Below are 11,624 nucleotides of genomic sequence, written 5' to 3' on the forward strand. Positions count from 1 at the left end.
GGTGGTGGGGTGGATCACGTCGGCCGTGCAGGCCGTCTCCTCGGCCCTGGCCACGATGAGCATCCCCGGCGTCGGCTGGGCGCGCGTGGTGCAGGCGATCTTCCAGGCGTTCCAGGCGATCATGAAGGCCTTCAAGGTCATCAAGCAGTTCATCAGCCTGCTCAAGACCCTCGGCCAGTACATCGAGATGATCAAGACCTTCTTCGACACCGGCAAGCTGCCCGAGTCGACGCCCGACGCCCCCACCGGCACCGGCACCGCGGCGACCGTGATCAGCTCGCCCGACTCCGTGCGTACGCCGGTCTTCGGAGGCACCGGGATGGCGACCGCGTGAACGAGCAGCCCGCCACCCCCCTGCCCGGCAGCGAGGCCGAGCTCCTCGCGGCGTTCCAGTCGGCCGCCGCGGACCTGCAGGTCCTCCAGGCAGACCTGCAGGAGACGCTCGACGAGATGAACTCCCGTCCGCTGCTCACCGACGACGAGCGCAAGGCGCTGGAGGACCAGGCTTCCTCCGGCGAGCTCGGCTCCCAGATGAAGGAGCTCGTCGGCAAGATCAAGGACGGCGAGGACACCTGGGAGGCGGTCTTCGCCGGCCTCTCCCCCAACGCGTCGCTCTTCCAGGGGCACCTGACCGCGCTGGTCGAGGAGCACAAGGACGACCTGGCGCTGGCCTTCGAGGACCTCCTCGACGAGGAGGAGGCCAAGGGCAACCCGCTGGTCGACGAGGTGGGGCGGGACTTCAGCACGGAGTGAGGCACGCGCCGGGGTGCGTCATGCGTACGCCTCCCCGGCTGGCCTGCGTCATACGTACGCCTCCCCGGGGCGGCCTGCGTCATGCGTACGCCTCCCCGGGCCTGCCCGCGTCATGCACAACGCGACCTATTGGTGCGGTTCCGCCTGACGCAGGGCGTACGCCGGGAGCGTTTGTATGACGCCTGCGCGGGGCCAGCCAGCGACGTCCGGCGCAACTCCGGCCGTACCGCGAGAATTACAAATCTGTAGTTCAACCAAGGCCCTGTTACGCGTGTGACTTGTGTGATTAGAGTGCTTCGGCGCCCCCGGGCTGGGCGCCCCTTCCCCGTACTCTTCGCCCGCTGGAGCCACCCATGCGTGACCTTCCCCGACGTCCCCTGCGCGCCCACCTGCGGCGCACCGCGCTGCGTACCCTGGCCGCCGGAACGGCACTCGTCGCCGCGGTCGGGGTGGTCAGCGCACTCGGGCTGCCGTCCGGCGGGGACGACGACGCACTCGCGCCGGTCAAGGCGGCGCGGAAGGCGAGCGCCGCGCAGATCGTGGCAGCGACCCCGGGCAACTTCACCGGGTACGGCTTCGACCAGTGCCTCACGCCCACCCAGTCGGCGATGGACGCGTGGCGGGCACACTCCCCGTTCACGGCGGTCGGCATCTACATCTCCGGCGACTCCCGCGCCTGCCGCAACCAGCCGAACCTGACCACCACGTGGGTGCAGAACCAGGTCGCCGCCGGCTGGCGACTGCTGCCGATCGCGCTGGGCCCGCAGGCGTCCTGCCTGTCACGGTTCCCCCGCTACTCCGACGACTTCTCGATCTCCCCCGACCCGGCGAACAACTACGCCAAGGCGCGCAAGATGGGGCGCCAGGAGGCCAGCAAGAACGTGGCCGACGCGGCCGCGCTCGGCATCGGGCAGGGCAGCACCATCTGGTACGACCTCGAGGGCTTCGACATGTCGAAGACCCACTGCCGCGAGTCCGCGCTCCGGTTCACCCACGCGTGGGTGACGCGCGCCAAGGCGCTCGGGTACGTCGCCGGCTTCTACTCCTCGGCCAGCTCCGGCATCAAGATGCTCGACGACGCCCGCCGCAAGAGCCCGGGCGTGTACAACCTCCCCGACCGCATCTGGATCGCGCGCTGGGACGGCGTCGCCAACACCTCCACCTCGTACATCTCCGACGACGGCTGGAACCCCGGCGGCCGGATGAAGCAGTACCGCGGCGGCCACAACGAGAAGTGGGGCGGCGTCACGATCAACATCGACAGCAACTACCTCGACCTCGGCACCGGCTCCACCGGCGGCGGCGCGCGGCTGTGCGACGGCGTGAAGGTCGGCTTCGCCACGTACAGCACCCTCGCCCCCGGCACCAAGCGCGCCGGCCAGGTCAAGGCTCTGCAGTGCCTGCTGCGCGAGACCGGCCACCACACCGGGCGGATCACCGGCGGGTACAACCTGCGGACGCAGAAGGCCGTCATGGCCTGGCAGGCCTCCCGCGGCTTCGCCGCCACGACCACCTTCACCAACCAGCACTGGGTGTCGCTGCTGGCCGGTACCGGCAACGACGTCATCAAGCGCGGCTCGACCGGTCAGACCGTCTACCGCCTGCAGCGCGCGCTCAACGCGACCGGCGCCGTGAAGCTGCCGCGTACGGGCGTCTTCGACGCCGCCACCGAGGCTGCGGTCGTCGCGTACCAGAAGCGGAACAAGCTGGTGGCCGGCGGCGTGGGTACGGCGCAGACCTGGAGCACGCTGGGGCGCGGGGTGCGCTGAGGCGTACGCCGGGCGGCGTCCCGACCAGCGGCCACCTCTCCGAGTGACCCCAAAGTGGGGCGATTGACCCAACTTGGGGTCGCTGGGAGAGGGGCCCAGTTGGGGTCGGTGGGAGAGGGCACCAGGGTCCCGAAACCTCTCCGGGTGACCCCAACCCAGCTGCCGCCTCTCCGAGTGACCCCAAAGTGGGGCGATTGACCCAACTTGGGGTCGCTGGGAGAGGGGCCCAGTTGGGGTCGACGGGCCAACCGGCCGGACCTCAGACCGGCGGACCGACCACCAGGGCGCCGGCGAAGAGCACCCCCACGAGGACCACGCCGACCGCGGCACCCTGCCACGGCTTGCGGATGACGAGGGCGGCGGCCTGCTCGAGCGGGCCGGAGGCCGGCTCGGAGCCGAGGCGCCAGGTGTCGGTGACGAGGCCGCGCTTCTCGGCGTACGACTCGAACCAGACCGTCAGGAACGGCGGCACGGAGGTGAGCACGCCGCCCAGCCAGCGGCGGAAGCCCCAGCGCTGGTCGACGGCGACGAAGGTCGTCACCACGCAGTACGCCAGGAAGACGGCGCCGTGGATGGGGCCGGCGATGGTGACACCGACCTCGGTGGTGCCGGTGACGTACTTGAGGAACATCCCGAGCAGCAGGAGCGCCCAGGTCACCGCCTCGGCGCGTGCGACGAGACGGAACAGACGAACAGGACTCATGAAGTTCTCGTGACTCTGGAGGGTCGGTCAGGCGAAGACGCGCTCGGCGAGGCTGGTGAAGAAGCCCAGCCCGTCGGTGCCGGGACCGGTGAGGTCCTCGACGGCGTGCTCGGGGTGCGGCATGAGGCCGACCACGTTGCCCGCCTCGTTGGTGATGCCGGCGATGTCGCGCGCGGAGCCGTTGGGGTTGACCTCGAGGTAGCGGGCGACGACACGGCCCTCACCCTCGAGCCGGTCGAGCGTCTCGGTGTCGGCGACGAAGTTGCCCTCGCCGTTCTTGAGGACGACGCGGATCTCCTGGCCCTCGGCGTACGAGGAGGTCCAGGCGGTGCCGTTGTTCTCGATGCGCAGCAGCTGGTCGCGGCAGACGAACTTGCGGTGGTCGTTGCGGATCAGCGCGCCCGGCAGCAGGTGCGACTCGCAGAGGATCTGGAAGCCGTTGCAGATGCCCAGCACGGGCATGCCCTTGCCGGCCGCCTCGATGACCTCGGTCATCACCGGCGCGAAGCGCGAGATCGCACCGCAGCGCAGGTAGTCGCCGTACGAGAAACCGCCCGGCAGCACGACCGCGTCGACGCCCTGGAGGTCGTGGTCGCCGTGCCACAGCGCCACGGCCTCGTTGCCGCCGATGCGCACCGCACGGCGCGCGTCGACGTCGTCGAGCGTCCCCGGGAAGGTGACGACCCCGACGCGCATCAGGCGCGGTGCTTCGCGCTCGCGTCGGAGCCAGAGCCCTCGACGTGGACCGTGAAGTCCTCGATGACCGGGTTCGAGAGCAGGGTCTCGGCGATCTTCTCGACCTCGGCGAGGAGCTCGGGAGTCACCTCGCCCTCGACCTCGAGCTCGAACCGCTTGCCCTGACGCACGTCGACCACGGAGGAGAACCCGAGCCGGGGCAGCGCCCCGAGCACGGCCTTGCCCTGCGGGTCGAGGATCTCGGGCTTGGGCATGACGTCCACTACGAACTTCGGCACGCCCGAAGTCTACGGGTCAACGGTGACCTTGCGCGCCACCGCGTCACCGGCGGACTCCGTACGCCCTCAGAAGCGGTAGTGGTCGCGGTTGGGGAGCCCCAGCTCGTCGCGCAGACCGTTCTCGGTGAGGCCGTAGTCGTGGTCGGGGTCGATCACCTCGGGCGTGCCGGGACGGTGGTCGTGGTCGATGGGCAGGCCGGTCGCCTGCCGCTCCCCCTGCCGGATCCCGGTGTCGTTGGTGTCGCTGCCCGCGTACGGCGTCGAGTCGAACGTGCCGTTCATGTAGTCGTACACGTGGGCCAGCTCGTGGTAGACGACCACCACCGGCGGCGCCCCGCCGAAGTTGTCGAGCCGGGTGTTGTAGTTGATGACCGAGTTGGTCCCGTCGGTCGACGCGGTGCTGTTGTCCGGGTCCGCGGGGTTGTGGTACTCGCGGATCGTCAGGGTGTCCGGCCCGGTCGCCACGTGGCCCTGCAGGTTCTCGATCATCTCCTGGCCGCGCGGGCTGGCGGCGAGCATCTGCAGGTCGGCCTCGACGCGCTGCACGAAGTCGGGGCTGCCCTCGATCCGGATGCCGCCGACACCGTCCCCGACCTCGACCGTGACCGCCCGCTCGACGCCCGAGGAGGCGTCGGCCGCCTCGTCGTGGGCGGTGTCGGTGCCGCTGCCACCGCTGGTGGAGTCGGCACCCCGACCGGCGTACGAGACATCGTCCCCGGCACCGCCGTTGATCCGGTCGTCCCCGTCGCCGCCGGAGCCGATGTCGTTGCCGGCGCCCCCGGAGAGCACGTCGTTGCCCGTGCCACCCTCGAGGTAGTCCTGCTCGGCGCCGCCCACGAGGGCGTCGTTGCCCTCGAGGCCGTAGAGCGTGTCGCGCCCGTCCCCGCCGAACAGCTCGTCGTTGCCGCGCTGACCGTTGAGGTAGTCGTGGCCGGCGTCCCCACGGACCCGGTCGTCGCCTGCCCCGGCGTCGATCTCGTCGTCGCCGCGGCCGCCCAGGATGCGCTCGTCGCCGTCGCCCCCGTGGATCCGGTCGAGCCCGTCACCACCGGACAGGGTGAGGTGGACGGAGTTGCCGGTCGGCACGGTGACAGTGTCGCTGCCCCGTCCGCCGCGGACCACGAGCTCCTGGCCGGCCGGGATCGTGTGGGCCACCCCGTTGACGGTGACGACGCGGTTGCCGGCCGCGTCGACGGTCACCGTGATGGTGTCGTCGCCGTCGGTGCCGGTCACGACCGTCAGGTTGCCCACGGTGATGACGCCGGGTGCGCCCTGCGAACCGGAGGGCACGGTGAAGGCGCTGCGGGAGCCGTCGGCCACCGACGCCCACCTTGCGGCGATCTGGTCCCAGGCCGCGATCGCCGCGCTGAGCGTCGCGCCGTCCTTGGCGAGTCCGGCGTCCAGCGCGGAGCGGATCTCGGTGGCGCGGGTCGAGGCCGTACGCACCAGCGCCTCCTCAGCCTCGTCCCGCGGCGCGAAGACCACGCTCGACTCGGTCGCGCTCGAGACCGGGACGTGGGCGACAGTGGCCCACGAACCGTCGAGGTCCTGCTGCGCACCCCGCACCTGAGCGGCGGCGTTGCGCAGCGACGAGGACGCGTTGCGGGCCTGGGCCGCGGCGGAGGTGACGTCGGCCCCGAGGCTCCTGCGGTGGGTGTCGTACGACTGGGCGCTGGCACCCGTCCACTGCTTGAGCGCGACGGTGGAGGCGTCGTCGACGTCCTTGCCGGCGGCGCTCAGCGAGGAGCCCAACCGCTCCCAGCCCAGCGAGGCCCGGTCGAGGGCGGCGACGTCGGCACGCAGCTCCCACGGCCCGCGCACGGCCACCATCACAGGGCTCCCGTGGTCGCCGCGAAGCCGGCCGCGGCGACCTCGTCGGTGGTGGAGAAGTCGAACGCCGTCTCGTGCAGGTCGTCCATGTCGGTGGTCAGCACGCTCGCGAACCGGTCGAGGACGCCCTCGGCCGACTCCAGCGCCCGCTGCTGCAGCGTCGCGTACGACGTCGCGCCGGGGCTGTTGCCCGCCGGCGTGCCGCGCAGGGCGAGCGACTCCTCCGCCCGGATCTGCGCGTCCTCCAAGGCCACCGCGCCGTCGTCACAGGCGGCGGCGAGCGCCACCAGCTCCTGCGGAACCGTCCTCATCTCCATCGCCAGACCCCGAGTCCGTGAAGGGGCGTGGGCCGTACGACCGGCCGCCCGAGCTGCACTGTCCGGACGGACTCGTTCCCTGCGGGCGTGTGGCCCAAACCACAGCCAGTGCCCGAGGGGGAGCGTCAGCGGTTGGCCGGGCGCACCACGGTGAGGACGAGAGCGACACCGAGCCCGGCGACGAGGGCGCCGATGATGCCCCAGCTGCCGCCGTCGGAGAAGGGGCCGTCCAGCACGCCGTTGGCCTGCAGCGTCACCAGACCGCCGCCGAGCAGCATCACGATGCCCAGGGCCAGACCGACGTACTTCATGGTGCTCCTCTCCCTGGCCGCGGCACGGGGCCGGGTCGGGGGTCGTGGCGACGCCGTGCGCGTCGTCCGGAGCCAGCGTACGCAGCGCGCACACGGGCCCCGGACGACGACCTCAGGACAGCTCGCGCTTGAGGATCTTGCCGGTGGCGGTCATGGGGATGGACTCCACGAACTCCACGACGCGCGGGTACTTGTACGCAGCCAGCTGCTCCTTGCCCCACGCCTGCAGCTCCTCGGCGGTGGTCGTGGTGCCGGCCGCGGGGATCACGACGGCCTTGATCTCCTCGCCGTGGCTGGGGTGCGGGACCCCGATCACGGCGACCAGGGAGACCGCCGGGTGGGTGAGGAAGAGCTCCTCGATCTCGCGCGGGTACACGTTGAAGCCGCCGCGGATGATCATGTCCTTGGACCGGTCGACGATGTAGTACCAGCCGTCCTCGTCGGTGCGCGCGAGGTCACCGGAGCGGAACCAGCCGTCGCGGATCGCCTCGGCCGTCGCGTCGGGACGACCCAGGTAGCCCTTCATCACGTTGGGGCCCTTGATCGCGATCTCGCCGACCTCGCCGGGTGCCGCGTCGGTCCAGTCGTCCTTGATCAGCTTCATCTCCACGCCCGCCAGCGGCACACCGATGGAGCCGACGCGCGCGGGCTCGCCGAAGACGGAGAAGGAGGCGACCGGCGACGTCTCCGAGAGGCCGTACCCCTCGAGGATCACCACGCCCATGCGGCGCTCGAACTCCTTGTGCACCTCGACCGGCAGCGCGGCGCCGCCGGAGATGGCGACCCGCAGACGCTCCGCGAGCGCCTTGACGTCGACACCGGCGTCGTCGAGGGCGCCGAGGAGTCCCCAGAACATCGTCGGCACGCCCGCGAAGAGCGTGATCTGCTCCTTCTCGAAGAGCTTCAGCGCCGGCTCGGCCTCGAAGCGCGGCAGCATCACGACGGTGCCACCGGTCGCGAACGTCATGTTCTGCACGACCGTCTGGCCGAAGGAGTGGAACAGCGGCAGCACGCACAGCGCCGAGTCCGGGTTGTCGACGTCGGTCTCGAACATCTCCGCGCAGGTCAGCGCGTTGGAGCGCATGTTGGCGTGGGTGAGCTCGGCGCCCTTGGGCTGTCCGGTGGTGCCGGAGGTGTACAGGATGACGGCGGTGTCGTCGTCGGCGACCTCGACGTCGGTGAACGTCGCCGGGTGCGCGCCCATCGCCTGGGCCATCGTCTCGGTGCCCTCGATCGGGGAGGCGGCCGCGAGGTCGGCGGTGATGACGAAGAAGTGCTCACAGCCCTCGGTGGCGGTGAAGCCCTCGTGTCCGGCCTGACCGATCGGCAGCTCGGGGGTGCCCTCGAAGCAGAAGTACGCCTTCGCGTCGGAGTCCGCGAGGTGGTACGCGACCTCGCGGCCCTTCAGCAGGATGTTGAGCGGCACCACGGTGGCACCGGCCTTGAGGATCCCGTAGTAGACGATCGAGAAGTACGGGAGGTTGGGACAGCTGAGCGCCACCTTGTCCCCGGGACCGATGCCGCGCTGGACGAGCAGGTTGGCGCACATGTTGGCGAACTGGTCCACCTGCGCGTACGTCAGCCGCGTGTCCCCCAGCACGATGGCGGTGCGGTCTCCGAAACGCTGGGCGGAGTCGGTGAGAAGTCCGGAGAGATTCGTCATGGCGGCAATCTAGTCCCCCACTCCAGACGGCCCCGCCGGCGGACTGACCAAACCATGGCATCTGCGCCCCGGTGACGCCGGAACCGCGCACAGCGGGGGCCACTTCGTACGAGATCGCTCAGGTCGGCGGGGATCCTGCTTGTCTCTTTAACCTCTTTCCATGGGTAGTGCGGCCGGCGCCTCACCCCCACCCCCTGGATGCCGGCCCCGTCCCAGTTGTCTGGGGGTGTCCGACGCGGTCACAAACTGGGAGGGATCGCGTCGGGCACCTCCGGCACCACCACGAGGCGCCCGGGTCACCACTCGACGTCGACGCGCCCGGTGGACCGGCCGTCCACGGCGAGCAGGTGACCGTTGCGCTTGAGGACCCGCGTCACCGTCCACCGGTCCAGGACCTCCACCGCGCCGCCCCAGCTCCGTTCGAGGGCGGGCAGGTCGGCGAGCCAGGACAGGCGACAGCTCACGGTCACCGGCGCCGGGCCGAGCAGGTGCAGCGCGCGGTGCACCTGCGGCGAGGAGAGGACGACCGCCGTCGCCTCGGTCGGGTCCGCGGCCCGCGCACGTACGACCACTCCCCGGCCGAGCCCCACGCTGGGCATCGCCACGTCGCAGCCGACCCGCACCAGCCCGTGCGCCAGGACCCTCTCCACGGTGCGTCGGGCAGTGGCCTCCGAGACACCCAACCCGGTGGCGACGTGCCCCCAGGACATCCGGGGGTCCTGGGTCAGCAGCGCGACGACCTCGGCCACCACGTCCTCCTGCGGCGGCCGCCCGGCGGCCTGCGGACGTACGGTCAGGTCGCGCACCTGTCGCGCCGAGAGCACCCCCAGCCACCAGGCCGAGTCCTCGCGGGGCACCGCGGCGGCGTACTCGACGTCGAGGTCGAGCCCCGGCCCCTGGAACAGCTGCCGGATACGCTCGTCGAAGTCCGCGAGGCCCCCGTGGCCCAGGGCGATCGCCACGACGCCCGCCGAGGTGCGCTCGACGCTGTGCACCCACGGGGTCGCGCACCACGTGGCGAGGTCGTCGTCGGCCACCGGGCCGCGCACCAGTACGAGCGCTGCGTCGGTGCGGGGCGCGTGCCGTTCCGGCGTCGGCCAGACCGTGAACCAGGCCAGCCCCTCGCCGCTGATCGCCGCCCACCGACGTGCCACCGTGGCGGCGTCCACCCCGACGACGTCCGCGATGCGCGCCCACGGGGCCCGCGCGTCCACCTGCAGGGCGTGGACCAGGGCCAGGTCCACCTCCTTCAGCAGGGTCGGCGGTACGTAGGCAGAAGGGGAGGCCATGTGACGGATCCTAGAGACAGAGCCCGTCATGTCTGCCGATTTCAGGCATTGAGCGGGATGCAACGGTCCGCGCCCTGAGGCCAGGAGGCCTCAGCAGTACGCGCGCAACGCCGTCCAGGTGTCCGTGCCGACGACGCCGTCGGCCTCGAGACCGTTCTCCTTCTGGAACCGCCGCACCAGCTGGTGCAGGGCCTTGTCGAAGGTGCCGTTGAGGACACCCGAGCCCTTGGTCCCGGCCCTCTTGAGCAGCACCTGGACGTCGGTGACGGCGTACTGACGGGCCACCTCGCCAGCGGGGTCGTGGCGGCTCAGCACCGGCTCACCGGCCGAGGTCTCGCAGCCGCAGACGTCCCGCTCGGTGACCGACGCGTCGAGCTCGCGGACGTACGCCCCGCGGAAGGTCGACGCCGACCGGGCGGCGCACGCGGCGGCACGCGAGTCGAAGGGGCCCTCGTAGGCGGCGTAGATCCGGTTGCCGTCCACGGACTGGTTGAACGAGCCGCACGACTCGTCGGTCACCAGGTAGGCGGCGTCCGGGGCCGCCTCGAGGGCCGGCGCGAGCGTGGAGGCGTACGCGGACGGGTCGCCAGAGCTGGCCAGCATCACCACGAACTCGCCGGTGCAGTCCTGGTTGACCAGGCCACGGCCCAGGTCGAGCGGGTCGTCGACCGGCTCGTCCGTGGACCCGGGAGAGGCCGGCTGCGTCGGCTCGGAGGTGGCGCCCTGGCCCGAGGGGTTGCCGTCGTCACCGCCGGTGCGCAGCCAGATGCCGGTGGCGGCCAGCGCGATCACGGCCAGGGACAGCACGCCGACGATCCACGGGAGGGCGGAGCCGCCGCGGCCGCCCGGAGGCCGGGCCGGCGCCTGGAAGGGAGCCGGCGGCGGGTACTGGGCCGGGTGCTGGACGGGCGGCACCGGGAACTGGGTGGGCGCCGGGCCGAGCAGGAGGGAGGCGCCGCAGCGGGTGCAGTACTGCATCCCGGCCCCGGGCTGGCCGCAGGCGCCGCAGAACGCCGCGGTCGCGGGACGGCTCGCCCCACCGGGGCCGGGCGGGTGGGTCATGGCCTCAGAACGTCTCGCCCGTGAGCAGCTCGTACGCCTCGACGTAACGGCTGCGGGTCCGTTCCACGACCTCGTCGGGCAGCGTCGGGGGCTGGGCCTCGGACGCCTTGTCCCAGCCGGAGGCGGGCGAGGTGAGCCAGTCGCGCACGATCTGCTTGTCGTACGACGCCTGCGCGCGGCCGGGCTGCCACTCGTCGGCCGGCCAGAAGCGCGAGGAGTCGGGCGTGAGGACCTCGTCGCCGAGCACGACGGTGCCGTCCGCGCGACGGCCGAACTCGAACTTGGTGTCGGCCAGGACGATCCCGCGCTCGCGGGCGATCTGCTCCGCGCGGGAGTACACCGCGAGGGTGAGGTCGCGGAGCGTCACCGCGTCGGCCTCCCCGATGGTCGAGACGACGGCGGCGAAGTCGACGTTCTCGTCGTGGTCCCCGACGGCGGCCTTCGTCGCGGGGGTGAAGATCGGCGCCGGCAGGCGGGAGCCGTCCTCCAGCCCGTCCGGGAGCGGGTTGCCGCACACGGCGCCGCTGGCGCGGTAGTCGGTCAGCCCGGACCCGGTGAGGTAGCCGCGGGCGACGCACTCGACGGGGAACATGTCGAGCGGCTCGCAGATCACGGCGCGGCCGGCCACGGCCGCCGGGACGTCGGTGGAGACCACGTGGTTGGGCACCAGGTCGGACAGCTGGTCGAACCACCACAGGGACATCCGGGTGAGGATCTCCCCCTTGCCCGGGATGTCGGGCTGCAGCAGGAAGTCGTACGCGGAGAGGCGGTCGCTGGCCACCATCAGCAGCTTGCCCGCGTGCTCGCCGACCTCGATGCGGTAGAGGTCGCGCACCTTGCCGGTGTGCAGGTGGGTGGTCCCCTCGATGGCGGGGGCGGGCGGGAGCACGATCTCGGGCACGGGCCAAGGGTAGTCGGCGGCAGGCGTCCGCCACCCCGCGCGGGCGCGTGGC

Annotated in this window: 12 protein-coding genes and 1 pseudogene; 3 read left to right on the forward strand and 10 right to left on the reverse strand. The window is 71.7% G+C overall.

Annotation, left to right across the window (positions count from 1 at the left end):
* From ACI379_RS02295 to ACI379_RS02305, 3 genes are all read left to right on the forward strand, one after another.
* Nucleotides 1-334: hypothetical protein (locus ACI379_RS02295; protein ID WP_439790441.1), on the forward strand; the 334-nt coding region annotated here is incomplete at its 5' end.
* Complete coding sequence (locus ACI379_RS02300) at nt 331-753, forward strand: hypothetical protein (protein WP_439790442.1); 423 nt, start codon at nt 331-333, stop codon at nt 751-753. The genes ACI379_RS02295 and ACI379_RS02300, both read left to right, overlap by 4 nt.
* Nucleotides 754-1,106: 353 nt before the next feature.
* Nucleotides 1,107-2,522, forward strand: coding sequence for a glycoside hydrolase domain-containing protein (locus tag ACI379_RS02305; RefSeq protein WP_439790443.1), 1,416 nt, complete (start codon nt 1,107-1,109; stop codon nt 2,520-2,522).
* Between the two features lie 259 nt (nt 2,523-2,781).
* Here the strand turns inward: ACI379_RS02305 and ACI379_RS02310 are convergent, their stop codons facing one another.
* From ACI379_RS02310 to ACI379_RS02355, 10 genes and pseudogenes are all read right to left on the reverse strand, one after another.
* The gene (locus tag ACI379_RS02310; protein WP_439790444.1) at nt 2,782-3,225 is read right to left on the reverse strand and encodes a DUF3817 domain-containing protein; all 444 of its coding nucleotides are present in this window, start codon (nt 3,223-3,225) and stop codon (nt 2,782-2,784) included.
* 27 nt (nt 3,226-3,252) lie between these two features.
* Nucleotides 3,253-3,921, reverse strand: coding sequence for a phosphoribosylformylglycinamidine synthase subunit PurQ (gene purQ, locus ACI379_RS02315; protein WP_439790445.1), 669 nt, complete (start codon nt 3,919-3,921; stop codon nt 3,253-3,255).
* The gene (purS, locus tag ACI379_RS02320) at nt 3,921-4,199 is read right to left on the reverse strand and encodes a phosphoribosylformylglycinamidine synthase subunit PurS (protein ID WP_439790446.1); all 279 of its coding nucleotides are present in this window, start codon (nt 4,197-4,199) and stop codon (nt 3,921-3,923) included. The genes purQ and purS overlap by 1 nt, the downstream gene beginning before the upstream one ends.
* A gap of 66 nt (nt 4,200-4,265) precedes the next feature.
* Nucleotides 4,266-6,029: a M91 family zinc metallopeptidase gene (locus tag ACI379_RS02325; protein WP_439790447.1), complete on the reverse strand. Its 1,764-nt coding sequence runs from the start codon at nt 6,027-6,029 to the stop codon at nt 4,266-4,268.
* Entirely contained in the window at nt 6,029-6,340 is a 312-nt protein-coding gene (locus ACI379_RS02330) for a hypothetical protein (RefSeq protein WP_439790448.1), read from the reverse strand. Before ACI379_RS02330 ends, ACI379_RS02325 begins: the two co-directional genes overlap by 1 nt.
* A 131-nt stretch (nt 6,341-6,471) precedes the next feature.
* Complete coding sequence (locus ACI379_RS02335) at nt 6,472-6,657, reverse strand: hypothetical protein (protein WP_439790449.1); 186 nt, start codon at nt 6,655-6,657, stop codon at nt 6,472-6,474.
* A 112-nt stretch (nt 6,658-6,769) separates the two neighbouring features.
* Nucleotides 6,770-8,320, reverse strand: coding sequence for a long-chain-fatty-acid--CoA ligase (locus tag ACI379_RS02340; protein ID WP_439790450.1), 1,551 nt, complete (start codon nt 8,318-8,320; stop codon nt 6,770-6,772).
* A 296-nt stretch (nt 8,321-8,616) separates the two neighbouring features.
* Nucleotides 8,617-9,609: an AsnC family transcriptional regulator gene (locus ACI379_RS02345; protein ID WP_439790451.1), complete on the reverse strand. Its 993-nt coding sequence runs from the start codon at nt 9,607-9,609 to the stop codon at nt 8,617-8,619.
* Nucleotides 9,610-9,699: 90 nt separating this feature from the next.
* Nucleotides 9,700-10,671: a peptidoglycan-binding domain-containing protein gene (locus ACI379_RS02350; RefSeq protein WP_439790452.1), complete on the reverse strand. Its 972-nt coding sequence runs from the start codon at nt 10,669-10,671 to the stop codon at nt 9,700-9,702.
* A 16-nt stretch (nt 10,672-10,687) separates the two neighbouring features.
* Nucleotides 10,688-11,539: pseudogene (locus ACI379_RS02355) on the reverse strand (phosphoribosylaminoimidazolesuccinocarboxamide synthase); the annotation flags it as partial.
* Nucleotides 11,540-11,624: the final 85 nt, after the last annotated feature.

Origin of the sequence: Nocardioides sp., assembly GCF_051876515.1 — a bacterium.
Lineage (GTDB): Bacteria > Actinomycetota > Actinomycetes > Propionibacteriales > Nocardioidaceae > Nocardioides.

Bases quoted from the DNA above. Each gene is read 5' to 3' on its own strand.
- ACI379_RS02335 (WP_439790449.1), bottom strand. From the start codon at position 6,657: ATGAAGTACGTCGGTCTGGCCCTGGGCATCGTGATGCTGCTCGGCGGC.
- ACI379_RS02305 (WP_439790443.1), top strand. From the start codon at position 1,107: ATGCGTGACCTTCCCCGACGTCCCCTGCGCGCCCACCTGCGGCGCACC.
- ACI379_RS02325 (WP_439790447.1), bottom strand. From the start codon at position 6,029: ATGGTGGCCGTGCGCGGGCCGTGGGAGCTGCGTGCCGACGTCGCCGCC.
- ACI379_RS02345 (WP_439790451.1), bottom strand. From the start codon at position 9,609: ATGGCCTCCCCTTCTGCCTACGTACCGCCGACCCTGCTGAAGGAGGTG.
- ACI379_RS02330 (WP_439790448.1), bottom strand. From the start codon at position 6,340: ATGAGGACGGTTCCGCAGGAGCTGGTGGCGCTCGCCGCCGCCTGTGAC.
- purQ (WP_439790445.1), bottom strand. From the start codon at position 3,921: ATGCGCGTCGGGGTCGTCACCTTCCCGGGGACGCTCGACGACGTCGAC.
- ACI379_RS02340 (WP_439790450.1), bottom strand. From the start codon at position 8,320: ATGACGAATCTCTCCGGACTTCTCACCGACTCCGCCCAGCGTTTCGGA.
- ACI379_RS02310 (WP_439790444.1), bottom strand. From the start codon at position 3,225: ATGAGTCCTGTTCGTCTGTTCCGTCTCGTCGCACGCGCCGAGGCGGTG.
- ACI379_RS02350 (WP_439790452.1), bottom strand. From the start codon at position 10,671: ATGACCCACCCGCCCGGCCCCGGTGGGGCGAGCCGTCCCGCGACCGCG.